This window comes from Rhodobacter viridis, assembly GCF_003217355.1.
Lineage (GTDB): Bacteria > Pseudomonadota > Alphaproteobacteria > Rhodobacterales > Rhodobacteraceae > Rhodobacter > Rhodobacter viridis.
The window spans coordinates 122,940-149,597 of the sequence record NZ_QJTK01000002.1 but is presented as its reverse complement, the minus strand read 5'-3'; the positions used below and the strand labels follow the sequence as shown (position 1 = coordinate 149,597).

The window sequence follows — 26,658 nt, the reverse complement described above, 5'->3', positions numbered from 1 at the left end:
ATGCTTCGGCATTGGGCAGGTCTTGGGGGCATTCTGGCCGCGATCGGGGGGCTTTTCACCGCCCTTCCCGCGGCTGCGGAGCCCAAATTCACCCCGCCGCCCGGCTGCACGCTGAACACCACGGTGCAGCTGCATTCCTGTCAGGTGGCCAATTACTACACCTGCGCGGGGGATGCTCCGGGTGATCAATGGGTGTCCTTCGCCGATGGCGAGGGCGAGTTCTTCGTCAGCCATACCGATGCCGAAACCCGCTGGGTGGAATCGGTCAGCCTGAAGGACGGCGAGGTCGAAAAGCTGGATGTGGCCGGGTCGAAGGACAATGCCTCGTTCAGCACGCTTCTGGCTCAGGGCCGGGACGATTACGACTTCGTCACCCGCAGCAGCTCGGGCATCGTGCAGCGCTTCAAGGGCTATGACCAGCTTGGCGGCGAAGGCACGGTGATCGACGGGGTTCCGCTCGAACGCTGCAGCTTCGAAATGACGATCGAGGACGAGGCGGGCAACACGGTTGCCACCCGCAAGGGGCAGCAGTTCATCAGCCGCCAGATGCGCGTCTTCTTTGCCGATACCGAAAGCTACGAGAATTCCTACGGCGACAAGGCCACAAGCTTCGAAGCGCCGGTGACCTTCGCCTTTCCCGGTGACGACGATTTCGCCGCCGCCAAGCCGCAATATGACTGCGACATGATGATGACCGATCTGTCGCTTGACCATCCCTCGAAGGAGGCCTTGAGATGACGAACTACGACGAAGCCTGGGTTGCCGCCGAGGAAGCCAAGCGCAAGTGGATGGACGAACATTCGCTCTACAAGACCGAGGACGAGCATTCGTCCTGCGGCGTCGGGCTTGTGGTGGCGCTGGATGGCAAGGCCAGCCGCAAGGTCGTGGCCTCGGGCATCGACGCGCTGAAGGCGATCTGGCACCGCGGCGCGGTCGATGCCGACGGCAAGACCGGCGACGGCGCGGGCATCCATGTGCAGATCCCGGTGCCCTTCTTCTACGACCAGATCCGCCGCACCGGCCACGAGCCGGACATGGAGAAACGCGTCGCCGTCGGCCAGATCTTCCTGCCGCGCACCGATTTCGGCGCGCAGGAACGCTGCCGCACGATCGTCGAATCCGAAGTGCTGCGGATGGGGCACTACATCTACGGTTGGCGCCACGTTCCGGTGAACACCTCGGTTCTGGGCGAGAAAGCCAATGCGACCCGTCCCGAGATCGAACAGATCCTGATCCGCTGCGAAAAGGACATCGACGACGAGACCTTTGAACGCGAGCTTTACGTGATCCGTCGCCGGATCGAGAAAGCCGCGATCGCCGCGCAGATCGCGGGCCTTTATCTGTGTTCGTTCTCGACCCGCTCGATCATCTACAAGGGCATGATGCTGGCCGAACAGGTGGCCGAATTCTACCCGGACCTGAAGGACGACCGCTTTGAATCGGCCTTCGCGATCTATCACCAGCGCTATTCGACCAACACCTTCCCGCAATGGTGGCTGGCGCAGCCCTTCCGCATGCTCGCCCATAACGGCGAGATCAACACGATCAAGGGCAACATCAACTGGATGAAGAGCCACGAGATCCGCATGGCCTCGACCGCCTTTGGCGACGCGGCCGAGGATATCAAGCCGATCATCCCGGCCGGTGTGTCGGATTCGGGTGCGCTTGATGCGGTCTTCGAAGTGATGGTGCGCTCGGGCCGCTCGGCGCCGATGACGAAAACCATGCTGGTGCCGGAAGCCTGGTCGAAAGCCACGACCGACATGCCGAAGGCCTGGCAGCACATGTATGCCTATTGCAACTCGGTGATGGAACCCTGGGACGGTCCGGCCGCCCTGGCGATGACCGATGGCCGCTGGGTCTGCGGCGGGCTTGACCGCAACGGCCTGCGCCCGATGCGCTATGTTGTGACGGGCGACGGCATGCTGATTGCCGGCTCGGAAGCCGGGATGGTGCCCGTTGACGAGATGAACGTCCGCGAAAAAGGCGCGCTCGGGCCGGGGCAAATGATCGCCGTCGACATGCGCGAGGGCAAGCTTTACCACGACAAGGACATCAAGAACCGTCTGGCGAACAGCCAGCCCTTCGGCGAATGGGTCGAGAAGGTGGTGGATCTGAACGCCATCCTGCGCGACGTGCCGGAGAAAGCCGTCTACACCGGCGCCGAGCTGCGCAAGCGCCAGATTGCGGCGGGTTATTCGGTGGAAGAGCTGGAAAACATCCTCGCGCCGATGGCCGAGGACGGCAAGGAAGCCATCGCCTCGATGGGCGACGACACCCCGCCTGCGGTTCTCTCGAAGCAATACCGGCCGCTGAGCCATTTCTTCCGGCAGAACTTCTCGCAGGTCACCAACCCGCCGATCGACTCCCTGCGCGAAAGCCGGGTGATGTCGCTGAAGACGCGCTTTGGCAACCTGAAGAACGTGCTGGATGAGGACGGCTCGCAGACCGATATCTGGATCCTCGAAAGCCCCTTCATCGCGAACACCGAATTCAACGTGATGATGAAGACCTTCGGCGCGAAAGTGGCGCAGATCGACTGCACCTTCCCGGCGGGCGCCGATCAGGAAGCCCTGCGCGAGGGGCTGGAACGCATCCGTGCCGAGGCCGAGGATGCCGTGCGCTCGGGCGCGTCGCATCTTGTGCTGACCGACGAGCATCAAAGCCCGTCGAAGGTCGCGATGCCGATGATCCTTGCCACCTCGGCGGTGCATTCGTGGCTGACCCGCAAGGGCCTGCGGACCTTCACCTCGATCAACGTGCGTTCGGCCGAATGCATCGACAGCCATTACTTCGCCGTGCTGATCGGCGCGGGGGCGACGACGGTGAACCCCTATCTGGCGCAAGACAGCATTGCCGACCGGATCGAACGCGGCCTGCTGGAAGGCACGCTCGAAGATGCGCTGCGCCGCTATCGCGATGCGATCGACGCGGGGCTTTTGAAGATCATGTCGAAGATGGGGATCTCGATCATCTCGTCTTACCGCGGCGGTCTGAACTTCGAAGCCGTGGGCCTGTCGCGTGCGATGGTCGCCGAATATTTCCCGGGCATGCAAAGCCGCATCTCGGGGATCGGTCTGCACGGCATCCAGCACAAGCTGGAGCAGGTGCATGGCAAGGGCTGGCTCGGCGGTCAGGACGTGCTGCCGATCGGCGGCTTCTACAAGGCGCGGAAATCGGGCGAGAAACACGCCTGGGAAGCGCAGACCATGCACATGCTGCAATCGGCCTGCGAGCGCTCGAGCTTCGATCTGTGGAAGCAGTATTCCGCGACGATGCGGGCCAATCCGCCGATCCACATCCGTGACCTGCTCGACATCAAGCCGCTGGGCCGTCCGGTGCCGATCGAGGAAGTCGAAAGCATCACCGCGATCCGCAAGCGCTTCGTGACGCCGGGGATGTCGCTGGGCGCGCTCTCGCCCGAGGCGCACAAGCTTCTGAACGTCGCGATGAACCGCATCGGCGCCAAGTCTGACAGCGGCGAAGGCGGCGAAGACCCGGCGCATTTCGTGCCCGAGCCGAACGGCGACAACCCGTCGGCGAAGATCAAGCAGGTGGCCTCGGGTCGCTTTGGCGTCACCGCCGAATACCTGAACGCCTGCGAAGAGCTCGAGATCAAGGTGGCCCAAGGGGCGAAACCCGGCGAGGGTGGCCAGCTTCCGGGCATGAAGGTGACCGAACTCATCGCGCGTCTGCGGCACTCGACCAAGGGCGTGACGCTGATCTCGCCGCCGCCGCACCATGACATCTACTCGATCGAAGACCTCGCGCAGCTGATCTATGACCTCAAGCAGATCAACCCGCGCGCCAAGGTGACGGTGAAGCTGGTGGCCTCGTCGGGCGTCGGCACGATCGCGGCCGGGGTGGCGAAGGCGAAAGCCGACATCATCCTGATCTCGGGCCACAATGGCGGCACCGGGGCCTCGCCTGCCACCTCGATCAAATACGCCGGTCTGCCGTGGGAGATGGGTCTGACCGAGGCGCATCAAGTGCTCGCCATGAACAACCTGCGCGAGCGGGTGACGCTGCGCACCGATGGCGGTCTGCGCACCGGCCGCGACATCGTCATGGCGGCGATGATGGGGGCCGAGGAATACGGCATCGGCACCGCGGCGCTGATCGCGATGGGCTGCATCATGGTGCGTCAGTGCCAGTCGAACACCTGCCCGGTGGGCGTGTGCACGCAGGACCCGAAACTGCGCGCCAAATTCACCGGCACGGCGGACAAAGTGGTGAACCTGATCACCTTCTACGCGCAGGAAGTGCGGGAACTGCTGGCCTCGATCGGCGCGCGCTCGATGGATGAAATCATCGGCCGGGCGGATCTGCTGACGCAGGTGAACCGCGGTTCGGCGCACCTTGACGACCTCGACCTGAACCCGCTGCTGATCACCGTCGATGGCTGGGACAAGATCGTCTACGACCGCTCGAAACCGCGCAACTTCGTGCCCGATACGCTCGATGCCGAGATCATCAAGGATGGTCACCGCTTCTTCGAGGACGGCGAGAAGATGCAGCTCTCCTATGCCGTGCGCAACACGCTGCGCACCATCGGGACGCGGGCTTCGAGCCATATCGTCAAGAACTTCGGGATGCGCAACGCGCTGCAACCCGACCATCTGACGGTGAAGCTGACCGGATCTTGCGGGCAGTCGCTCGGCGCGTTCGCGGCGCAGGGGCTGAAGCTGGAGGTCTCGGGCGATGCCAACGACTATGTGGGCAAGGGGCTCTCGGGCGGCATCATCGTCGTGCGCCCGCCGATGTCCTCGCCGCTGACCGCGGCCGAGAACACGATCATCGGCAACACCGTGCTGTACGGTGCGACCGATGGTTACCTGTTCGCGGCGGGCCGGGCGGGTGAGCGCTTTGCCGTCCGCAACTCGGGCGCCAAGGTGGTGGTCGAGGGCTGTGGCTCGAACGGCTGCGAATACATGACCGGCGGTGTTGCGGTGATCCTTGGCCGGATCGGCGCCAACTTCGGCGCGGGCATGACCGGCGGCATGGCCTACCTTTACGACCCGGACAACGTGGCCGAGGATTACATGAACCTCGAAAGCCTCGTGACCTGTGGTCTGGGCCACCCGCATTGGGAGGCGAGCCTCAAGGGCCTGATCGAGCGGCACGCGGCCGAGACCGGCTCGGTCAAGGCCAAGGCGATCCTGTCGAACTGGCAGGCCGAGCGGGCGAACTTCCTGCAGGTCTGCCCGAAGGAAATGCTGGTGCATCTGCCGCATCCGCTGTCGGATGAACCGAAAGCGGTTCCGGCCGAGTGATCGGGCGCGAGATCAACGGGGGGCGGGGTCGGGTGACCCCGCCCCTTCGCGTTCCGCCGCGGCTTGACCGGGCTGCCCCCGGCATGACAGATGGCGCAATGGCGCCGCGCAAGAAAACCCCGATCAAAGCGACGATTCCCCCGGGGCGGGCCGCCTCGCTCGGGAGCGTTGTGCGCGCGCCGCTGCGCCTTGCCGGGGCCTGGGCGGCGCGGATCGGGCTGGGGATTCTGGCGGCCTATCTGGCGCTGATCGTGCTTTATGATGTCGTCGATCCGCCGACGACCCTGACGATGTGGAGCGAGAAGCAGCGGCTGGGCAAGCTCGATCAGGAATGGACCGATTTCGAGGATATCGCGCCGGTGATGGCCCGGTCTGTCGTCGCGGCCGAGGATGCGAATTTCTGCACCCATTGGGGCTTCGACATGGGGGCGATCCGGCAGGCGATCGACAAGGGCGCCAATCGCGGGGCCTCGACGCTGTCGCAGCAGGTGACGAAGAACGTCTTCCTGTGGCAGGGCCGCAGCTGGGTGCGCAAGGCGCTCGAGGCGCTTCTGACCCCGGCGGTCGAGGCGGTCTGGACGAAGCGGCGCATCCTTGAGGTCTATCTCAACGTCGCGGAATTCGGCGAGGGCGTCTTTGGCGTCAATGCGGCAGCCTTCCATTATTTCCGCACCACCCCGGCGAAACTCTCGCCGCGGCAGGCGGCGCTTCTGGCCGCGGTGCTGCCCGATCCCAAGGACCGCAATGCCGCCCGGCCCTCGCGCTATGTGTCACGCCGAGCCAATCAGATCGCGGATGGTGCCGAGACGATAAAGGTCGACGGCCGCGCCGATTGTTTCTCGCGCTGAGGCCGAAGGCGCGTTTGCCGCGCGCAGAAGCGCCTTCGGGCAACCTGATGGACAGCCGGTGGTCCCGGCGGTAGTCTGGGGACATGGTGGTGATGCCTCTGATCGCATTCGGGAGGGTTCTTGTGATGATGGGTGCAGGCCTTGCCCCCGTCCAGGGCAGTGATGACCCTGGTCTCACCCTGAGCTGCCTGCCGCAAACCGCAGAGGTGGCGAAAGTCTGTGCGCTGATGCGGGACGTGATCGCGGCGGGACGGCCCGATCATGCGGTTCAGATGGTCGATGCGGAAATGCATCCCGAAACGATGATCGCCGTTCGGCTGAACGTCGAGGAGATCAAAAAGGACGCGCTTGCCGTCCATCTGGAGTGGCGGCAGCCGGCCCAGGACTGGCAACGAGGCGAGACCAGGGTCTTGACTGTCATGGATCGCGACTTGAATGAGCGGATGATTACCTGGTTTTTTGAAACCCTCTGGGCCGAAAGCCCCGGCGCCAGATAAGGCGCGGCGGAAGAATTATGGAAAGGAATGAACTGATGACGTCACGTATCAGCGAGCCTGCAAGGGACGCGGTGAATGCCCCTGTTTATCAGGTGATCACCGAAACAACAGATGCAGGACATGGCACCTCGAGCACCTATACGATGTCGGTGGGTGACACGTTCAGCGGCGTCATCGGCTATGCGGGCGACTACGACGCCGTGCGGATCTATCTGACCGCGGGCCACAGCTATCAGTTCAACGTGAACGGCATAACGCTGGGGGATTCCTGGCTGCAGGTCTTCAACCCGTCCGGCACGATCGTGGCGACGAACGACGATTACAATTGGCTCGATTCCCAGATCACCTATACCGTCTCGACTTCGGGCTATTACTATATCGAGGCCAGCGAAGCCAGTGACTCGCTTACCGGCTCCTATCAGATGACCGCGATCGAGGTTGCGACGCCATCGGTTCCGGCCGATGGCACGATCAACCAACTGGTCGATTATCTGGTGAACGGCTATTGGGAAGCGGGGGGCGAGCAGGCGCGCAGTTTCGACACCTCGGTCAGCAATGTCATCACCGTCGATCTGCACAACCTCACGACCGCCGGGCAAACGCTGGCGCGCTGGGCGTTGCAGGCCTGGTCGGCCGTCGCCAATGTGACCTTCCAGGAAACGACGGGCGCGGCCGATATCGAATTCGATGACCTTCCCGACGCGACTGGCAGTGCCTATACAAGTTCCGACACGACGGGCACCACCATCAACAGTTCGTCGGTCAACGTCGGCACGGATTGGCTGAGCGATTACGGCAAGTCGATGGACAGCTACAGCTTCCAGACCTACATCCACGAGATCGGCCATGCGCTGGGTCTGGGCCATCAAAGCTATTACAATGGGACCGCAGACTTCCCGACCGATGCCGATTGGGGAAATGACAGCTGGCAGCTGTCGATCATGTCCTATTTCGACCAGGAGCAAAACTGGACCACCGGCGCTTCCTTCGCCCATGACATGACGGCGATGATGGTCGATATCGTCGCGATCCAGTCGATGTACGGGGCCTCGACCCGCTCTTCGGGGAACACGATCTACGGCAAGAATTCCAACGCGGGCGGGTATCTGGAAACCCTGTTTGACAGTATGGTCGCAGGCAGCTCGTCGACCTACACCGGGTCGGCGGTCGCGATCACGATCTGGGATTCGGGCGGGCGCGATACCATCGATTACAGCTTCTCCAACGTCGCTCAGTCGCTCAGCCTCGTTGCCGGCACCTTCTCCGACATGCTCGGCCTGGTGGGCAACCTTGCCATCGCCATCGGCGCCGTGATCGAGAACGGCATCACCGGCGGCGGCAAAGACAAGATCGTCGGCAACGCTGTAGCCAACAATTTGCAATCCGGCGCGGGCAACGACACGCTTCAGGGCGCGGCGGGCAATGACACGCTGGATGGTGGCGCCGGTGCCGACTCGCTGCGGGGAGATGCCGGGGCCGACAGCCTCATCGGTGGCAATGGCAATGACCTCCTGATTGGCGGGATCGGTGTGGACAGGCTGGTCGGTGGCGCTGGCCAGGACGCATTCCTGTTCAACGCGGCGGCGACGGCGGGCAATGCCGATGTCATCACCGATTTCGTCGTGGTCGATGACACGATCCGCCTTGACCGCTCGTTCTTCACCGGCATTGCGAGCACGGGAACGCTGGCGGCGAGTGCCTTCACCTCGAACACCACGGGGCTTGCTGCCGATGCGTCGGACCGGATCATCTACGAAACCGACACCGGCAAGGTCTGGTATGATGTGGATGGCCAGGGGGGCGCCACGCGCGTCCTTGTCGCGACGCTCGACGACCATCTGGCCATGACGAACGCGGACTTCCTGGTGATCGCCTGAGGCGGCGCGCGCAGGTTGCAAGACGAGACGATGCGCGGCAGGCGGGAGAACCGCCTGCCGTTTCTCCTTCGCCTTGTCTCGGCTCGGCCGAGATGTCATTGTGCCCCCGAAGATGGGCCGCGCAGTCTGCTGGGAATGTTCGGTACGGAAGATCACGTTCCGGGCATTCTGTAGGAACGAGACCTTTCGGGTCGCATTTGTCCTGATTTTCAAGGCTGCCTGGACCAGGACCATAAGGAAAGCTGACAGATGAGCGATTTTGCCCCCCCTCTTTCCGGTGCAACGGATCACGCGGATCTTCCGGTGACAAATGGCATTCTCAAGGGGCGGGATGGCTGGCTTTTCCTTTGGGATGGCTCGAACGAAGTGCATCGCTATTATACCGAGCCCGAGTTCTTTGCGGCGCCACAAGTCGCAGGCTGGGCCGCGCTGCTGAAGGGCCGGTCGGAGCGGTGCGCCCGGATGGGGGCCGAGTATCGTCACCTCGTCGTGCCCGACAAGATCTCCGTCTATCCGCAATATCTGCCTGTCACCCTGCCGCATTATGGCGGCCATCCGACGGCACAATTTTCCCGCGCGCTTTCGGGCGACGCGGCCTATGTCGACATCCTGCCGGATTTGCGCGGGGAACGTGGCAACTGGGCCGAGCGCGTCGAACGCGGCGGTGGCGAGGCGGTGGGATCGGATGTGTTCTTCTTCAAGACGGACAGCCACTGGACGTTCGAAGGCTGTCAGGTCGGCTATCTTCGGCTGTGCGAAAGCCTTGGCGTGACGCCCTGCGATTTGAGCAAGGCCCGCCCCGGCGCCGGACGCGAGATGACGCTCGATCTTGGCGGGAAGCTGTCTCCGCCGGTGCTCGAACATGCCCGTTTCGGTCGGGTGCTGCGCCAGTCGAAGCGGCAACGCGAAAACGAGATGGTCCGCTACAATGAACGCGAGGGCCTCGCCAAGGGGGCGCCGGCCTTTGTCGGCTGCATGGTGCACAACCATAATGCCCAGCCGCAGGCGATCCAGAAACGGGTCGTGGTCTTTGGCGATTCCTTTTGCGAATTCCGCGGACATCTGCTGACAGCGATGCTGTCAGAGACGTTCCGCGACGTTCATTTCGTCTGGTCGACCAGCCTTGACTGGGGGTTCATCGAGGCGTTGAACCCCGATATCGTGATCACCGAAATCGCCGAGCGTTTCGTCAACCGGCTGCCCACCGACGATTTTACGGTCGATCCGGCATGAGGAAGGGGGCAATCCTGCCCCCTTGTCACTCGCCCAAAAGCTTGCCGTAAACGCGGCGCTCGATGCTCGCCCAGGTCGGGTTTGCGGCGTAAAGCTCCCGCAGTTCTTCGGGCGTGAACCAGAACGACAGGTTGCGGACGTATTCGATCTTGCCCTCGTTGGCATGGATCAGCTTCAGGTCCGGCAGGGCAAAGATCCGCTTGAGATCTTCTTCCATGTTCTCGACGCGGACCCACTCGTCCACAGTCGGACGGTTGAAACGGCGCATGACGTTTTCGACCGAATTCAACGCGCCGTTCCGTTCAAGAAATTCACCGCGCAGAAGCTGTTCGCGCTTCGGACAGACCGCGCCTTTGGTGCGGTTGACCTCATAGTGCACGCGGCTCAGCAGCCAGGCAGGCAGACGACGGATCGCCGCCACCACCTTCTTGCCCGCGGGGTCGAAGGTGCTGTCATGTTCCTGCCGCATCGGGATCGTGTGGTGCCAAAGCACCCGTCCGTTCGCGTCGGTGTTCTTGATATCCTTGACGTCGAAATGGATATCCTTGCGATGGGCGAAGGCCTGCCGCAGCGTCCGTTCAATCGAAGTCCCGCCGCACTTGGGCACATGCAGCCAGATAAAGTCCGGTCCGATGATCATTGCAAATTCCTGTCCTTTCTAGCGGTTCGGTGCCTCGTCATTCGTCGGGCGTTGGCCAACTGAAGTGGATATCGTATTTCTGGCAGAATGCTTCGTAATCGGGGCGCAGGATGTGGCTGAGCCGGTCGAAGGTCTTGCGCGAGATGTCGGCCAGCTCGGTCTGGTGGCTGTGCTTGATCTCGACGAAGCCGTCCTCCCAGATCGGATCGACACCCACATGTTCGAACATCCGTCGCACCGTGCCTTGCGGATCGTTGCGCAGCTGGCTGTTGTCGAGCACCAGAAGCCGATCTCCGAAGGTCCGGCGGAAGCGTTCGGCCTTGGCCTGATAGAGGCTGAAATTGATCACGTTCATGAAGTGCATCGGGATCACGCCAGTCCCCGCGAGCATCCGACCGAGATCGCGGGACAGGAACGCATCCGCATCCATCTCGAGCAGGGGCGCAACCTTGTTGACCTTGCGCAGGTGATGGAAGTGCGAAATCGCCCGTTCGATCGGGTTGCGGGTGATCAGGATCAGTTTGCCTTGCGGTGCATAGTGATCGATCAGCCGCGGGATCAGCAGCGTATTCGCCGTGTCGAAATAGGTCGGGCTGGCGTCGACATAGTGCTGCCCTGCCGGCAGACCCTCGAAATGGCGGTGATACCAGTCCTCGCCCTGCGCGTAATGCAGCGAGAAGTAGTGGATTTCCTTTTGCGTGCCGGAATGGACGTCCGGATGCGCGGTCAGGATGCGATGGGCTGCGGTGGTGCCGCCCTTCATCGTGCCGATGATGAAAATGTCGGGCCGGTTGACGGTCTGGTTCATGATCGGCCCGTTCAGTTCGTTGACACGGTGCTGGTGCGCACCGAATGCGTTTGCGCCATCGTTTCCTGGATCCGCTCCATATCGAAGGGGGCGCCAAGGAAGTCGAACAGGCCGCGCAGCGCTTCGGGATCGGCGGTGTAATCGTCGTAATGCACCCGGTAGCAATGATCCGGACGCTCTTCGGCCAGACGGCGGAAGTTCGCATCGGCTTCGCGGACCTTGTCTTCGACGACGAAATGCTTGGCCTTGCGGTTGCTCTCGATCACCGCATCCAGCGCGCGGGTGTTGAAGATGATCGCCGTGCGCGAGAAATTCGCGCGCAGGTAATCAATGTATCCCGCCAGCTGCGGATAGGGGATCTGAAAGCGGATTTCCTTGAAGCCGATCAGGCTGCGCCCCTCGCGCGGGGCCAGCACGTCGCGCTTGAACAGATCGAGCGTGTCGCGGTGGTAGGTGTCGAACGGAATGCGATCGGCGCCGAACCACGGATGGGTGGAATCCGTCGCCGCCGCCTTCTGGCGTTTGCAGATCTGCAGGCCTTCGGAGATCTTGTAGATGAAGAACAGCAGGTTGGCGTTCTCGCCGCGGATCTCGGCGCCGGGAATGGTGTTCAGGAGGCCCTGCAGCAGGGTCGAGCCCGAGCGACCATAGGTGATGATGAAGGCGTGGTCGAAATTCATGCTTTCGTCTTTCCTTTCAGGCCGAATTGCACGGCAAGCTCCGTGACATAGTCCTCGGCTCTTTGTTTTTGCGCGCTGCCCAGCCCGTGGCGCGCCAGCACGTCGCGCTGAACGGCTTCGATCTCGGCCAGCTGCTTGGCGTCGAAGTTCGAAATGGTGACGCTGTTCTGATGGCGCCGGTGGATGTTCTTCGAGGCGGTGTTGAAGGCGATGCCGCCATGCTCGAGAAGCCACAGATAAACCAGCCAGTCGCCGACGAAGCGCACAGATTCAAGCTCGCTCCGATGCTCGGCCAGAACCGCTTGCAGCGCCTTTGCCGCCATCACCACGCCCGAGACATTCGGAATCGTGTTCTTCAGATACAGCACCTCGGAAATCTCCTCGGCGCCGTCGCGGCAGTAGTTCTGCGCCCAATGCGTCGGGCTGATCTTGTCGGTGTAATAGCGATAGTTCGGCGCCAGCGGCGTGCCATTCTCGTCGATCTGCGCCGAATCCGTATAGGACAGCACCGTGCCCGGTTTTTCGAAGCCGCGCATCGCCGTGGTCAGGAAATCGGGCAGGGCCAGATCGTCGGCCTCGGCGATCCAGATGTAATCGCCATGCGCGAGCTCGAGCCCCTTGATCCATTGCCGGAACACATTGCCCGAATTGGTCTCGTTCGGGACAATGCGGATCGGCCGGTCGCAGCGCGCGGCAAAGGCGCGGATGCGATCAAGGCTGTCGTCACTCGAGCGGTCATCCAGCACGATGATTTCGTAGATCGGGAAATCCTGCGCCAGAACCGTGTTCAGGCGGTCCTCGATGTAACGGCCGTAATTGTAGTTCGGCACGATCACCGACACCCGCGGCACATGCCGCCCCGAGAGCCCCAGCAGATCCAGCGTGTATTTGGTGAAATCGGCCTCGGCCTCGATGTAGTCGCGCGCCGCCGCCACCATCTGACCGCGCCGCTCGGGGTGGTCGATCAGGCTTTCCACCGCGTGGGCCATTCCGACCGGGTCCGTGCCCGTCACGGCAATCGCCAGACCGCGCTGGGCCAGCAGCTCGCAGCCGGTGGTGCCGCCGAACATCACGCAGGGCAGGCCCGCCGCCATCGCCTCGAGCACGACCGAGGGGAAGGGATCCTCGCGCGAGGACAGCAGGAACACGTCCGAGGCGGCATAGAACGGGATCGGGTTCTGTTGCCGACCAAGGAAACGCATGTGCTCGGCTACGCCCAACTCGCGGGCAAGAGCCTCGACCTGCGGTTGGAAGTGGATGTCGCCATGGCCGATCCAGATGCCCTGCACCTTGCGCCCGACGCCGCGCAGCGCTGCCAGCGTGCGCACGAACAGATCGCCCCCCTTGCGGTGATCGACATAGCCGACCCCGAGAAGCACGGTGGTCTCCGCGTCGATGCCCAGTTCGGCGCGCAGCCGGGCGCGTTCGGCGGCCAGCTCGGCCGAAGAGGCAAGCTCGTGCAGGTAAAGCCCCTGCGGGCGCACCATGGCCTGAGGCAGTTCGCGGCCCAGATAGGTCTCGAACTGTGTCTGTACCAGCGGCGCCGGGAAGACGATGCGATCGGCGTGATCGGCGACCAGGGTCATCTGTCGCCGCAGGTTCATCTGGTCGTAGACCGATTTCATCTCGTGGATCAGCGAGATGGTGCGATAGCCGGCGTCGCGCAGCATCGGCAGGATATCGGCGCTGACCGTGGTATTGACGATCGCCACCTGCCCATCCTCGGCCCGCAGGCTGCGCAACAGCGGGGTGGTGTTCTCGCCCGCGAAGGCCGGATCATCAAGCATGATCACCTGCGCATGACGGGCATATTCGGTGACCAGCTGCCCGCCTTGCAACAGCACGATCTGCACCTTCAGCCCGTTCTGCGCATAGCTGCGCGCCAGGTTCAGAAGCAGGATCTGCGCCCCGTGCGGATGCGCGTCATGGCCGACCAGCGTCACCGTGCGCGGCACTTCGGCCGGGTTCAGCGCCGCCCGCGAGGCATCGAGATAGGCATAGCCGTATTTCGTGTCGGGCTCGAGATGCGCGCCCTCGGCCCATTCGTTCCAGGCATTGACGAAGATCACCCGCTCGTCCGGAGTGCGGGCATCGGCGAGCGTCCGGGTGACGGCGTTTTCAAGCCAGACCCGATAGTCGGCCGGGTTCGAATTGGCAAAGATCGCGCCCTTGTTCTTGCGCCGGGCCGTGTTGTCCCAGGATGGGCAGACCGAGCGGTAAAGCTTGTAGTCCGGCATCGGATAATTGCGCGAACGCGTGACGTAGGACCGCCAGTCATAGACGATGCCGCCGAAATCGGAGGCAAGACCCGGAACGCGGCTGGTCAGATTGTCGGGCGAATAGTTGTTGGGCGGGAATTCCACCGCTGCGTCGAACCCGTATTGCGCCGGATCGACCGTCTCGAAGCTTTGCGGATAGGCCAGATAGATCTCGCCGATGCCGTTCTGACGGCACCAGTCGCGCCAGCGCGCCGAGGTTTCGACGACATTCGGCATCAGGCTGGGACGATAAAGCAGGATCAGCGGTTTGCCATCGATGCGGATGTACCGCGGATCGCGCAGATAGGGCGCCAGCTCGGCGATGAAGGCCAGATCATCCTCGGGGCTGTGGTTTTGCGAGATCAGCAACTCCTGATCCAGCCCGTCCCAGCGCCGCGACCAGTTCTCGTTCGCCCAGCAGATGCAGAAGGGGAAATCGAGATCGGGCGTGTCGAGCCAGTTGCGCACCGGCTTCTCCAAAAGCCGCTTGCCGCCGAACCAGTACCAGTAGAAGCAGAAGCCGCCGATGCCGTAGAGCTTGGCGAGCGCGATCTGCTTGCGCTGCACATCGGTGTCGAGCAGGTCATACTGACCCAGCTCGGGCACCGGCTCGTGCGGCTGATAATGACCGGGGAATTGCGGCTGTGCCGGGCCGACATTCGTCCATTCGGTGAAGCCCTTGCCCCACCAGGCGTCATTTTCCGGGATCGGATGGAACTGCGGCAGATAAAAGGCGATCAGCCGCGCTTTCGGATTGGTCAGATCGGTAGTCGGGCGGCGGGCGACGAAGGTGTTCGTCTCGGCGATCAGCACCTGTTCGACGGCCACCGGCTCCATCGCGGCTTCCGGGGGCTCCGGGGCGACTTCGGCGGGCGGCTGCGGTTGCGCGGGACGCAGATGTTGCGCCTGCTGCCGCTGGATCGCCTGCAGCTGTTCTGCGGCCACTTCGCGGTCGCGCTTCGCCTCCTGCCAGGCATGGTAGAAATGCGTTCCACCAAGCAGGAAGCCGATTTTGCTCAGGACCTTGTCCTTGAACTGCAGTTTGCGCGACCACGGCAGCGGGAAGTGATGCCAGACGAACCGGGCCGTCACCGAGGCCGAGCGTCGGCTGCCGCGCTTGACCCATCGCGTCCCGGTCATCACCACACGCATCGGCGCGGTGATGCGCCAGGACGTGCTCGAGCGCAGCGCGGAGATCGTCGTTTCATGCGCGGCGATGACCCGGTCGAGATGCGCGATATGGAGGTAAAGCGCCTGCATCTGCGCCTGCGCCTGATCGCGCTCGGCGCTCAGTTGCCGGTCGTGGTCCTGCAGCAACGCCTGCATCTGCGCCTGCGCCTGATCGCGTTCGGTGCCCAGTTGCCGGTCGCGGTCCTGCAGCAATGCCTGCACATGCGCCAGCTCTCCCGCCCGGGCCTGAAGCTGCTGCACGATCTCGGCGCGGTCCGCCACGGTCTGATCGAGCCGAAGGTTGCGGTCGGCAAGCTGGCTGGTCACAGTCGTGAACGCCTGCCGGCTTTCGTTCAGCTGCGTCGTGGTGTCCGTCAGGGCCTGCCGGCTTTCGATCAGCTGACCCGAGACGTCGCCCAGCTGCGCAGTGGTTTCTGTCAGCCGGATCTCGATGTCGCGCCGTGCATCACGTTCGGCTTCCAATGCCCCGGAGGTCTCGGCCAGCTCTGCGGCCTGCCGCTCGAGTTGGGCGCGGCTTTCGCTCAACTGCATCTCTGCAGCGCTCAGGCGTGCAAACATGTCGTCGTGTTCGGCCCGGTGCCGCTCGATTTCGGCGCGGCTCGCGTTCAGCTTCGTTTCGAGATCGACCAACCGCAGCCGCAGGTCCTGTTCCAGCTGCAGCCGCTCGCCCTCGGCGCGGTTGCGCGCCTCGTTGCTCGTCTGCAGTCTCTCCCAGGCTTCGCTCAGTTGTCCGTCGAGCTGGGTGATGCGGCCCTGCATCGCCTGATCGAAAAGCGCGCGTTCCGCATAGCTTTCGTCGAGCCGCTTCGCCGTTTCGTCGAGCCGCTGCTGCAGCATCTGACCCGCATGAGTCAACTCTGTCAGGCGGGCGTTCAGCTCATTGATTTCGTGTATCTTTTCGTTCAGCGCAATCTGCGCCCGCGTCAGTTCCTCGCTGCGCAGGTGTACCGCTTCCTCGCGATCGGCAAGCCGCGCCGTCAAGTCCGAGATGTAACTCTCGTTCTTCTTGTTGAGGTCTGCGATCGTGTCGTGCAGTTCCCAAATGCCGCCGACATTTCGGCTCATCTCGTCGTAGCGGGACTTGAGATCGACATGTTCGACCTCGAGCGCCCTCAGGGCAGTTTGCACCTCCATCAGCAGACGGTCGGTGTCGCGCTGGGTGGGCAGCGTCAAATGCTCGATCTCGTCAAGCTGCAGACGCAGCTGGTCGAAGGTCGCCATCACCTCGGCGTTGTTCGGATCGGCGCAGAGATCGGCCAGGGCGCGATAGATCGTCAGCGCCATCCCGGCGGTATAGTCGATCACCTCAAGAGTGCCGATATCGCCCGAATGGTGCCGATGTTCGTCGGAAATGAAGGAATCCGCCTCTTCGGCGATCTCGTCGATGCGGGCGAGCCGGTCAAGCCCGAGGTCCCGGCTGAGCCGCTCCGCCTCGATCGCCCAATCCTGCATCAGTTGCGCGTAATCGACGAAGCTGCGCCGGAGGCCACGGCTGAAGACTTCCGCGTCAAGCACATGCCGCATCCAGATCAGCACGCCCCGGCGCAGCGGGATCTGATCGCGCACCTCAAGCGATCGCGCCACGTCCAGCGGGTTGCGATAGGGGATAATGACGCGGGTTTCGAAGTCCTCGTCTGCCAGCGCGTCAAGGATCGGAAACGCCAAACGACAGGCGCGGGGCTCCTTCAGCACAAGGCTGTAGCGATTTCCTTTTTCGGCGCGAAGCCAGGCGCGCAGATCCGAACGATAGGCGGCCAGAACATCGCCGGGCAGCGCTTCGAGGTCCAAATGCGACCAGTCTGACCAGTCGCTGCCGATCCGCTCCAGAAACTCCTGATTGAGCTTGTTCAGGACCGTGGGCTCCCAATGCCCGGTCGGGTTGTCTTTCGTCGCGCCGATCAGGTCTGCCGGCAGCGCATAGCCCGCGATGTTCAGCAGCCGCGTCAGCATGCTGGTGCCCGAGCGATGCATGCCGAGGATCAGCAGGCAAAGCGGCTTCGACGTCACGGGCTTGCGCTTGCGGGCGGGGCGCGCGTCACTCGCCTGGACAGGTGCGGATGCCTTGGTACGCAGCGAGGGGCTTCCGACGGTCTCTGTCCCGATGTTCTTCATGCTTTGCCTTTGATGTTAACGGAGTTCGGCCTTGCAGCATTTCATGTCGCCACCGCACCGGTGCCAGCAGGGCAGGGGCGTCGTCAAGTGTGTTGGCGGACCTACGCTGCAGATGCGCGAGGCTTTGCCGGGAGTTTCAGCGTTCTGAGAGAATTTCGCGGTGGTGGCGGTGCAGCAACAGCATCCCGATCGCCCCGATCACCAGCGCGACGCCGTAGACGTAGAGCTCGGAAACATAGGGGGCGTCGTAGGTGTCGTAGATGCCTTTGCGCATCATCATGATGAAATGGGCGGGCGGCAGCAGCAGGCTGATGTCCCGGATCGTATCGGGCAGCTCGTCGACCAGATGCAGCACGCCCGCGACCAGAAACAGTGGCCGGTTCATGATCGCCCAGATCGACTGCCAGACCGGAAAGGTGGTCATCAGATAGCAGTTGAGCAGACCGACAGCGGTTCCCAGCGCCATCATCATGCCCCAGGCGCGCGCAAGGGCGATGAAGTCGATGTTGATCTGCATGTTCTGCATCTCGATGGCGCCGATGATGACGATCGCGAAGACCTGGATTTGCGTGAGCGTCGTCAGCAAAAGCCGCGCGACGATGGCATCGATATAGGTGACGCTTGGATAGGCCAGCAGCGCCTTGGAGAAGCGAATCGACATCGCGACGTTGATCGAGATCGCGTTGTAGGAACTCAGGGCCAGAAATCCGCTGGCATAGAACAGCAGAAAGCTCTGCCCCAGCGGCGGATTGCGCACGATCAGCGAAAAGACCACCGACAGCAGAAGGATCGCGCCGACCGGCTCGGCGATCGCCCAGAAATAGCCCCCTGCCGACTTCCCGTAAGTCGTCGTCATCTCGCGCAGGATGAGCGCGAAGACGGCGCGCGCGCCGATCAGTCTGCCCCGGTTGGTGCGGACGGAAACTGCGCCTTTTTCCATGTAAAACGGGCCTCCCACGGGGTTCTCCGCCTGCTTGCTAGTGCTTTTTAGCTTGCAATGCGAGAGACAAATAACCATGACTGGCGGCACTTCGATAGCGCGGCGGGAGTAAGAGCGATTAACAGGCAGCTCTCGGATGCGGCCAATGCCGCGGTGAAAAAGGTCACGAAAACGATTGGCAGCCCCGCCGGTGCCCGACCGAGGTTTCGGCACAAGATCCTGCTTCTCAGCTTCCTTCTTGGTGTCGTGGCTCCGGTTTCGCTGGGAGTGCTCTATCTCTACCTGATCGCTGCCGATGAATATGCTTCGAAGGTCGGCTTCACCGTCCATTCCGAAGACATGGGGTCCGCCGGCGATCTGCTCGGTGGCCTCTCGATGCTGACGCATTCCAGTTCGTCCGATTCCGAGGTCATCTACGCCTTCGTCCAGAGCCGGACCCTTGTCGAGCGCATCAACCGCAAGATCGATCTTGCCAAGGTCTTCTCGCGGCCCGCTTTCGACCCGGTCTTCTCCTATGACACCGATGGCACGATCGAGGATCTGGTCGATTACTGGCAAAGCATGGTCAAGGTCTCCTACGCCTCGAACAGCGGCCTGATCGAGGTCGAGACCCGCGCCTTCACCCGCGAGGATGCGCTGGCGATCTCGAAGGAAATCGTGGCGGAATCGACCGCGGTGATCAACGAAATGTCGGCAATCGCCCGAGAAGACGCCACCCGCTACGCCAAGGAAGAGCTGGGCATCGCCATCGAGCGGCTCAAGAAGGCGCGGGAGGAACGCACGCGCTTCCGCTCGAAGACCCGGATCATCGATCCGGCCGCAGATGTGCAGGGGCAGATGGGGCTTCTGACCTCGCTCGAGCAGCAATTGGCACAGGCCTATATCGACCTGAACCTGACGCTTGAGACCTCGTCCGGCGATGACCCGCGGATCTCGCAGTCGCGCCGCCGCATCGATGTGATCCAGACCCTGATCGAGCAGGAAAAAAGCAAGTTCGGCATGGGAACGGCCGAGAGCCCGGAGGTCGAGTCGGACGAAGATTACCCGACGCTGATGGCCGAATACGAACGCCTCTCGGTCGATGTGGAATATGCGAACTCGGCCTATGTGGCCGCGATGGCCTCGCTTGACTCGGCCAATGCACAGGCGCAGCGGCAAAGCCGGTATCTGGCGACCTACACGACCCCGTCGCTGGCCGAGGCTTCGACCTATCCCGAGCGGGGCGTGATCACCCTGATGATGAGCGTATTCCTGACGCTGATCTGGTCGATCTGCGTTCTGGTCTACTACAGTCTGCGCGACAGGCGTTAAGCGATGATCGAGCTGCGGAACCTGAACAAGACCTTCCGGCTTGGCGGGGTGTCGAAGTCGGTGGCCCGCAACATCAACTTCGTCTTTCAGACGGGCGAGGCCACGGCATTGCTCGGTGGCAACGGCGCCGGAAAATCCACCATGCTGCAGATGATCGCAGGCACGGTCGAACCGGACAGCGGCGCGGTGATCTCGGACGGTTCGGTCTCCTGGCCGATCGGCTTTGCGGGCAGCTTCCATGGCGATCTGAGCGGGGCGCAGAATGTGCGCTTCGTCGCCCGGGTCTATGGGGTCGATACCGATGAGGCGATCCGGTTTTGCCGCGACTTCGCGGATCTCGGGCAGCATTTCCATTTGCCGACGCGGACCTATTCCTCGGGGATGCGCTCGCGCCTTGCCTTTGCGCTTTCGATGGCGGTCGAGTTCGACACCTATCTGATCGACGAGGTGATGTCGGTCGGCGATGCCTCGTTCCGCGCGAAGTGCCAGTCCTTCATGAGTGAGCGGCTGAAGAAATCCGGCGCAATCATCGTGTCGCACCAGCGCGGAGAGCTGAAGCGGCTGTGTTCCTCGGGGGCCTATCTCGAAGACGGGCAGCTTTTTTACTACCCCGATGTCGGCGATGCGATCGAGCATTACCAGAAGGCGATGCAGCGCAAGGGCCTCAAGGTCAACCTGATGGACGACTGAGCCGTTGCGCGCGACACGGTGTCTGCGCACGCCGGTCTTCGGGCATATTTACCTTCCGGCAGGAAAGCTTGCGCAAATCCACCTTTGCGGAGATTTCCCATGGCCGATCAAACCCCGCTTCTGGGGCTGCCCCTCATCCTGCCCTCGCAAGCGCAAAAGCATGTCACCCACAACGAGGCGCTGAGCCTTCTGGATGCGATCGTGCAGCTGGCCGTCCTCGGCCGACTGCTGAGCACGCCGCCCGCTTCGCCGCAGACCGGGGATCGCTACATCGTTGCCCCGGGCGGTGCGGCAGGCTGGAGCGGGCAGGATGCGGCGGTGGCGCTCTGGACCGGCAGCGGCTGGCTTTTCGCGACACCGCAACCGGGCTGGGTGGCGCGCGATCTGTCCGACGGGGCGGTGCTTGTCTTCGACGGAACCGCCTGGGGGGTGGCCCCGGTCCAGACCGACAATCTGCCGGGCGTGGGGATCAACACCACGCATGACGCCACCAACCGGCTCTCGGTCCATGCGGCGGCGACGCTGCTCAGCCACGAGGGGGCCGGGCATCAGCTGAAGATCAACAAGGCGCTGTCGAGCGACACCGCAAGCCTGCTGTTTCAGACCTCGTGGTCGGGCCGGGCCGAGATGGGCACGACCGGCAGCGACGGTTTTGCGATCAAGGTCAGCGCCGATGGCGCGGCCTGGACCACGGCGCTGAGTTTCGCGGGCGCAACGGGGATTGCCTCGGGGGCGGCGGTGCAGCAGTCGCGCACCGATGTGACCGCAGGGCGGTTGATGCGGGCGGATTACGGCTACGGGCCGGGCAATCTGCTTGGCACCGTGGCGCAAAACACGGGCGTGCCGACGGGGGCGGTGCTCGAGCGCGGCACGGGCACGAATGGCGACTACATCCGTTTCGCCGACGGCACGCAGATCTGTTTCGCGCAGCGCACGCTTGGTTCGATCATCGCGGTCGGCTCGGGGTCGTTCACCGCGCCCTACAAGACCGCCGATTTTACCTGGACCTATCCCAAGGCCTTCTCGGCCGCACCGGTGCTGAGCGCGCGCGGGGTGGCGCCGACCGGGTTGACGCAGGATCGGCGCAGCTGTTCCGCCTGCGTCGGCGATCTCGATGCCACGGCGGCGGCGGGCATCCATGTCGTGCGGCTGGGCAATGCGACCAATGCCGATGTCTTCAAGATCGATCTGATCGCCGTCGGCCGCTGGGTCTAGAGCCGCTTCAGCAGCGCCCCGGCATACAGCGACAGCTGCCCGCGCAGGCCTTGCCGATAAAAGCCCGCCTTGCGGATCGCCGCGAGGCTTTGCAGCGGCGGCAGGGCGCGGGCGGTTTCGAAGGCACTCAGCAGGGCGCGGTTTTCCGGCGTCAGCATGTCCTCGATCGCCCGCAGCGCCGCGATATTGCGCCGGCACCAGTCGGAAAACCGCCCGGTCACCAGCATGTGCGCCCGCATGAGTGTCGCCAATGCGCCGCGGTTCGCGCCGATCACATTGCCCCCGTGCTGGCGGTAGAGCAGATGCGGCGTATCGTCGAAGATCACCCGGCCCCCGATGCCGGTGATCACCTGATAGACCCACCAGTCATGGATCACCGTATCCGTCGTGCGCAGCGCGGCTTTGCGGATCGCCTCGGCCGCGGCGCGGTTCAGCACCATCGTATTGCCGCCCGCGATGTTCTGCACCAGCGCATGGGCAAAGGAGGCCGGCCAGGGCGCGCCGCGCGACAGCCGATGCCCGGTCAGATCCTCGTTCACCTCGAAGGAGCGGCCGCAGTAAAGCGCGGGCTGATCCGCCCGCCCCTGCGCCAGCGCCGCGGCCGCGACGCGCAGCTTTTCCTGCAGCCAGACATCATCCTGATCCGAGATCGCCCAAAGATCGGTCTCGACCGGCTGGCGCAGCAGCGACAGGAAATTCTGCGCCGCCCCCGCCTTCGGCCCGTCCATCAGCCGCAGCGCAATCGCGGGATGGCGGGCCGCCCAATCGGTCAGCACCTGCCGCGTCGCATCGGTCGAGCCATCGTCACTGACGATCAGCTGCGCCGGCGGCAGGTCTTGCGCGGCAAAGCTGTCGAGCTGCGGCACCAGCCGCGCCGCGCCATTCCACGTCGCCATCAGGATCGAGACCGAGGTCACGGGCCGCCTCACGCGTCGAGCAGTTTGAGCAGATAATTGCCGTAGTCGTTCTTGCCGAAGAGCTTCGCCCGGGCGCGCAGGCCATCGGCGTCGATCCAGCCGCGTTCAAAGGCGATCTCGTCCGGGCTGCCGGTCTGCAACCCTTGGCGTTCTTCGAGCGTGCGCACGAAATTCCCGGCGTCAAGCAGGCTGCCATGTGTGCCGGTGTCGAGCCAGGCATAGCCGCGGCCCATCTGACAGACGCGCAGGCTGCCCTCGGCCAGATACATTTCCAGCAGCGTGACGATTTCCAGCTCGCCGCGTGCCGAGGGGGTGACCTTGCGGGCGCGTTCGGGCGCGGCACCGTCAAGGAAGTAAAGCCCGGTCACGGCGAAATTCGACGGCGGCACCGGCGGTTTCTCGATGATCGCGCGGACCTTGCCCTCGGCGTCGAAATCGACGACGCCATAGCGTTCCGGATCGGCGACGCGATAGCCGAAGACGGTGCCACCCGCGGTCTGGGCATCGGCCTCGGCCAGCAGTGCCGAGAGGCCGTGGCCAAAGAAGATGTTGTCGCCCAGCACCATCGCCGAGGGCGCACCATCAAGGAAGTCCTCGGCCAGGATATAGGCCTGCGCCAGACCATCGGGCGAGGGCTGCGCGATATAGGTCAGGCTCAGGCCCCATTGCGAGCCATCGCCCAAGGTGCGCTTGAACTGCTCCTGATCGATCGGCGTGGTGATGATCGCGATCTCGCGGATGCCCGCGAGCATCAGCACCGAGAGCGGATAATAGACCATCGGCTTGTCGTAGATCGGCAGAAGCTGCTTCGAGACGCCGATGGTGATCGGGTAAAGCCGCGTGCCGGAGCCGCCGGCCAGAATGATGCCCTTGCGTGCCGTCATTTCAAACCTCCAGATCTTTCAGGACTTTGGCCAGACCGGCCTTCCAGTCGGGGGCGGCGACGCCGAAGTCGCGCGCGAGCGCCGCGCAGTCCATCCGGCTGTTCAGCGGCCGCACCGCAGGCGTCGGATAGGCCGCGGTCGGAATGCCCGTCACCGCCACCTTGCGCCCGGACAGCGCAAAGATCTCGCGGGCGAAATCGGCCCAGCTGACCGAAGGGCTGCCGCCGAAGTGATAGGTGCCGCCCGGCTGCCCGGCGACCATCTTTTGCGCCATCACGACCAATGCCGCCGCGATGTCGGCCGCGGGGGTCGGACCGCCGATCTGATCCTCGACCACGTTCAGCGCATCGCGGGTCTCGCTCAGCCGCAGCATGGTCTTCACGAAATTCGCCCCATGCGCCGAGAACACCCAGCTGGTACGCAGGATCGCGGTGTTGCCGCCCGCCGCACGGGTGCCGATCTCGCCCGCGAGCTTGCTGCGGCCATAGGCATTCGACGGCGCCACCGGATCGGTCTCGACCCAAGGTGTCGTGCCTTCGCCGGAAAAGACGTAATCGGTCGAGATGTGCAGGAAGGGGAGGCCCTTTTCCGCACAGGCCCGGGCCATGGCTGCCGGGGCCTCGCCATTGACGACGGTGGCCGCGGCTTCCTCGGTCTCGGCCTTGTCGACGGCCGTCCAGGCCGCGGCATTGATCACCACCTCGGCGTCGCTGTCGCGGATCGCCTGCGCGCAGGCGGCCGGGTCGCTCAGATCTGCTGCCTCGCGGCCCAGAAAGATCGCCGCGGGCAGCAGGCGCTGCAGTTCCTGCGCCACCTGTCCGGTCTTGCCGAAAACGAGAACCCTCATTCCAAATCCCTCTTGCGCGTGTTGAGACGGATGTCGAGGCCGTCGAACAGACCGGGCTGGCCGATGATGCGCGCAAAAGCGGGCAGGACATCGCCCTCCTCGGCGCAGATCCGGTCGTAGTCGAGCACCACCGGCGTGCCGATCCCCTGCCAGAACCTCAGGAGGGCGGCGATGTCATAATACCAGGCGCCATCGGTGCTTTGTTCGTCCGGCAGCGCCTTTTGCGCCTCCCAGTTGCCGGTCTTGCGCAACTGATTTGCGCGCGAGGCGCGCCAATCCTCCAGCTTCCGCAGCGCGATCAACGGCACGATCCTGTCAAACCCCGCGCCCAGCGCGGTCTTCAGCGCAAATGCTTCAAGCGGCGTGCGCAGCAGACAGAATTCCTCGCTGCTGATGACCATGTCCGGTGCGGTGCCGCGGGCGGCCGCGATTTCGGCGTGAACCCCCTCGAGCTGTGCGAGATCGGGCAGGGGATGCCCGCCGCTCAGCCGCGGGGTCGAGCGCACTTCGGGGCGCAGGAAGGTGTTGGCGAGCGCCCAGGCGTTCTTTTCGGGATGCGTCGCCACATTCGCCTGTCGCAGCCGGTCGGCCGAAAGCTGCAAGGCCCTCTGGATCGAGGTCGTCCCGGTCTTGTGGGTGCCGACATGCAGCCAGAGCGTGCCCTTGCGCGTTTCCGTCACGCCTTGACCCCCAGCCGTTTGCCGACGCCGTCGCGCTCTTGCAGCGGCCGCCACCAGCTTTCATGCGCCAGATACCAGTCGACGGTGCGCTCAAGCCCCTCTTCGACCGTCACCGAGGGCCGCCAGCCCAGTTCGGCGCGGATCCGCGTCGGATCGATCGCATAGCGCGCATCATGGCCGGGCCGGTCGGTGACGAAGGTGATCTGATCGGCATAGCTGCCCGAGGCTTTCGGTTGCTTGCGGTCGAGAATGGCGCAGAGCGTGCGCACCAGTTCGAGGTTCGTGCGCTCGTTCTCGCCACCGATGTTGTAGCTGCGCCCGACCTGGCCCTTTTCGACCACGGTCAAAAGCGCATCGGCGTGATCTTCGACATAAAGCCAGTCGCGGATGTTCGAACCGTCGCCATAGATCGGCAGGGTTTTTCCCGCGAGCGCGTTCAGGATGATCACCGGAATGAGCTTTTCCGGGAAATGGAACGGGCCATAGTTGTTCGAGCAATTCGTCAGCACGACCGGCAGGCCATAGGTCTCGTGCCAGGCGCGGACCAGATGATCCGAGCCCGCCTTCGAGGCCGAATAGGGGCTGCGCGGATCGTAGGGCGTATCCTCGGTGAATTTCACGGAGGGGTCATGCGGCAGCGATCCGAAGACCTCGTCGGTCGAGATGTGGTGGAAGCGGAAGCTCTCGGGACGGCCGCGGCCCTCCCAATACTGCCGCGCGGCCTGCAGCATCTGATAGGTGCCCATCACGTTCGTCTCGATGAAGACGCCCGGCCCGTCGATCGAGCGGTCGACATGGCTTTCGGCGGCCAGATGCATCACCGCATCGGGTTGATGCCGATCAAGGATCGCAGCGATCGCCGCGCCGTCGCGGATGTCGGCCTGTTCAAACGCATAAAGCGGGGAGGAAGCCACCGAAGCCACGTTGTCGAGACAGGCGGCATAGGTCAGCGCATCGACATTGACGACGGCATGCCCGCGCGCGATCGCCAGACGCACCACGGCGGAGCCGATGAACCCCGCCCCTCCCGTCACGAGAATCTTCATGGCAAATTCCATTTCTTCCGGTTTGAAACAGGCTTACTTGCCGCAACTGCAAAGGACAACCGAGCATTGCAGTTGCGGCGCTTGACCTCAGCCCTGCCAGCTGAAGGCGCTGTCGAAATCGGCGATCCGGCCCGCGACCGCATCCTTGGCCGAGAGCACAGGCTCGAGATCGCCCATCGTCCAGTCGATGCCGATGTCGGGATCGTTCCAGATCAGTGCGCCCTCGGTTTCCGGGTGATAGTAGTCCGAGCATTTGTAGATGATCTCGGTCTCGGGCAGGCGGGTGACGAAGCCATGCGCGAAGCCCTTCGGGATCAGCAGCTGGCGGCCGTTTTCAAAGGAAAGCTCGGCGCCGAACCAGTGCCCGTAGGTGGGCGAGCCCTTGCGGATGTCGACCGCCACATCGAACAGGCAGCCCTTGCCACAGCGCACCAGCTTGTCCTGGGCATGCGGCGGGTTCTGGAAATGCAGGCCGCGGATCGTGCCCACCGTCATCGAGACCGAATGGTTGTCCTGCACGAAGACGGTGTCGACGCCATGTTCAGCCAGCGCCTTGGCCGAATAGCTTTCGGAAAAGAAGCCCCGGTGATCGCCGAAGCGGCGCGGGGTGATGAGTTTGACACCGGCAAGCGGCGTGTCTTCGACGAGCATCGCGGTCCTCGTTGCGGCTGGGTTTCCGCGTTTGCTTAACAACTGCCCGATGCAAAGTCA

The 26,658-nt window shown here is 63.6% G+C and carries 20 protein-coding genes; 9 read left to right on the top strand and 11 right to left on the bottom strand.

Annotated features, from left to right (window positions below; translation table 11 throughout):
* The 6 genes from C8J30_RS03935 (at position 1) to C8J30_RS03910 (ending at position 9,728) form a co-directional block, all read left to right on the top strand.
* The gene (locus C8J30_RS03935) at positions 1–738 is read left to right on the top strand and encodes a hypothetical protein (RefSeq protein ID WP_110804430.1); all 738 of its coding nucleotides are present in this window, start codon (positions 1–3) and stop codon (positions 736–738) included.
* Positions 735–5,273 (top strand): glutamate synthase large subunit, encoded by a 4,539-nt coding sequence (gene gltB, locus C8J30_RS03930; protein WP_110804429.1) that lies wholly within the window; start codon positions 735–737, stop codon positions 5,271–5,273. The genes C8J30_RS03935 and gltB overlap by 4 nt, the downstream gene beginning before the upstream one ends.
* Before the next feature lie 98 nt (positions 5,274–5,371).
* The gene (gene mtgA / locus C8J30_RS03925; RefSeq protein WP_110804428.1) at positions 5,372–6,121 is read left to right on the top strand and encodes a monofunctional biosynthetic peptidoglycan transglycosylase; all 750 of its coding nucleotides are present in this window, start codon (positions 5,372–5,374) and stop codon (positions 6,119–6,121) included.
* Positions 6,122–6,204: 83 nt separating this feature from the next.
* Positions 6,205–6,618, top strand: a complete 414-nt coding sequence (locus C8J30_RS03920) for a hypothetical protein (RefSeq protein WP_110804427.1) — start codon at positions 6,205–6,207, stop codon at positions 6,616–6,618.
* Positions 6,619–6,653: 35 nt separating this feature from the next.
* The gene (locus C8J30_RS03915; protein ID WP_181420766.1) at positions 6,654–8,495 is read left to right on the top strand and encodes a M10 family metallopeptidase C-terminal domain-containing protein; all 1,842 of its coding nucleotides are present in this window, start codon (positions 6,654–6,656) and stop codon (positions 8,493–8,495) included.
* Between the two features lie 249 nt (positions 8,496–8,744).
* The gene (locus tag C8J30_RS03910; protein ID WP_110804425.1) at positions 8,745–9,728 is read left to right on the top strand and encodes an alginate O-acetyltransferase AlgX-related protein; all 984 of its coding nucleotides are present in this window, start codon (positions 8,745–8,747) and stop codon (positions 9,726–9,728) included.
* Positions 9,729–9,753: 25 nt separating this feature from the next.
* Here the strand turns inward: C8J30_RS03910 and C8J30_RS03905 are convergent, their stop codons facing one another.
* The 5 genes from C8J30_RS03905 to C8J30_RS03885 form a co-directional block, all read right to left on the bottom strand.
* Positions 9,754–10,368, bottom strand: coding sequence for a hypothetical protein (locus tag C8J30_RS03905; protein WP_110804424.1), 615 nt, complete (start codon positions 10,366–10,368; stop codon positions 9,754–9,756).
* A 37-nt stretch (positions 10,369–10,405) separates the two neighbouring features.
* A complete protein-coding gene (locus C8J30_RS03900; RefSeq protein WP_110804423.1) occupies positions 10,406–11,176 on the bottom strand; it encodes a sulfotransferase family protein in 771 nt (256 codons plus the stop codon).
* 11 nt (positions 11,177–11,187) lie between these two features.
* The gene (locus C8J30_RS03895) at positions 11,188–11,856 is read right to left on the bottom strand and encodes a sulfotransferase (RefSeq protein ID WP_110804422.1); all 669 of its coding nucleotides are present in this window, start codon (positions 11,854–11,856) and stop codon (positions 11,188–11,190) included.
* On the bottom strand, positions 11,853–17,312 hold the full coding sequence (locus C8J30_RS03890) for a glycoside hydrolase family 99-like domain-containing protein (protein WP_146227857.1): 5,460 nt from the start codon (positions 17,310–17,312) through the stop codon (positions 11,853–11,855). Before C8J30_RS03890 ends, C8J30_RS03895 begins: the two co-directional genes overlap by 4 nt.
* Before the next feature lie 241 nt (positions 17,313–17,553).
* Positions 17,554–18,744 (bottom strand): ABC transporter permease, encoded by a 1,191-nt coding sequence (locus tag C8J30_RS03885; protein WP_245909703.1) that lies wholly within the window; start codon positions 18,742–18,744, stop codon positions 17,554–17,556.
* Between C8J30_RS03885 and C8J30_RS03880 the strand changes: the two genes are divergently transcribed.
* From C8J30_RS03880 to C8J30_RS03870, 3 genes are all read left to right on the top strand, one after another.
* A complete protein-coding gene (locus C8J30_RS03880) occupies positions 18,697–19,668 on the top strand; it encodes a sugar transporter (RefSeq protein ID WP_245909702.1) in 972 nt (323 codons plus the stop codon). The genes C8J30_RS03885 and C8J30_RS03880 overlap by 48 nt on opposite strands.
* A gap of 3 nt (positions 19,669–19,671) precedes the next feature.
* Positions 19,672–20,358, top strand: coding sequence for an ABC transporter ATP-binding protein (locus tag C8J30_RS03875; protein WP_110804418.1), 687 nt, complete (start codon positions 19,672–19,674; stop codon positions 20,356–20,358).
* Between the two features lie 99 nt (positions 20,359–20,457).
* Positions 20,458–21,573: a DUF2793 domain-containing protein gene (locus tag C8J30_RS03870; protein WP_110804417.1), complete on the top strand. Its 1,116-nt coding sequence runs from the start codon at positions 20,458–20,460 to the stop codon at positions 21,571–21,573.
* Here C8J30_RS03870 and C8J30_RS03865 read toward each other — a convergent pair.
* The 6 genes from C8J30_RS03865 to rfbC form a co-directional block, all read right to left on the bottom strand.
* Positions 21,570–22,502, bottom strand: a complete 933-nt coding sequence (locus C8J30_RS03865; RefSeq protein WP_245909701.1) for a glycosyltransferase — start codon at positions 22,500–22,502, stop codon at positions 21,570–21,572. The genes C8J30_RS03870 and C8J30_RS03865 overlap by 4 nt on opposite strands.
* The gene (gene rfbA / locus C8J30_RS03860) at positions 22,499–23,374 is read right to left on the bottom strand and encodes a glucose-1-phosphate thymidylyltransferase RfbA (RefSeq protein ID WP_110804416.1); all 876 of its coding nucleotides are present in this window, start codon (positions 23,372–23,374) and stop codon (positions 22,499–22,501) included. The genes C8J30_RS03865 and rfbA overlap by 4 nt, the downstream gene beginning before the upstream one ends.
* 1 nt (position 23,375) lies before the next feature.
* Positions 23,376–24,221: a dTDP-4-dehydrorhamnose reductase gene (rfbD, locus tag C8J30_RS03855; RefSeq protein WP_110804415.1), complete on the bottom strand. Its 846-nt coding sequence runs from the start codon at positions 24,219–24,221 to the stop codon at positions 23,376–23,378.
* Positions 24,218–24,901 carry a hypothetical protein gene (locus C8J30_RS03850; RefSeq protein ID WP_110804414.1) on the bottom strand — a complete coding sequence of 228 codons (684 nt, stop codon included), beginning with the start codon at positions 24,899–24,901 and terminating at the stop codon, positions 24,218–24,220. Before C8J30_RS03850 ends, rfbD begins: the two co-directional genes overlap by 4 nt.
* Positions 24,898–25,947: a dTDP-glucose 4,6-dehydratase gene (gene rfbB / locus C8J30_RS03845; protein WP_110804702.1), complete on the bottom strand. Its 1,050-nt coding sequence runs from the start codon at positions 25,945–25,947 to the stop codon at positions 24,898–24,900. Before rfbB ends, C8J30_RS03850 begins: the two co-directional genes overlap by 4 nt.
* 87 nt (positions 25,948–26,034) lie before the next feature.
* Positions 26,035–26,598, bottom strand: coding sequence for a dTDP-4-dehydrorhamnose 3,5-epimerase (gene rfbC, locus C8J30_RS03840; RefSeq protein WP_110804413.1), 564 nt, complete (start codon positions 26,596–26,598; stop codon positions 26,035–26,037).
* Positions 26,599–26,658: the final 60 nt, after the last annotated feature.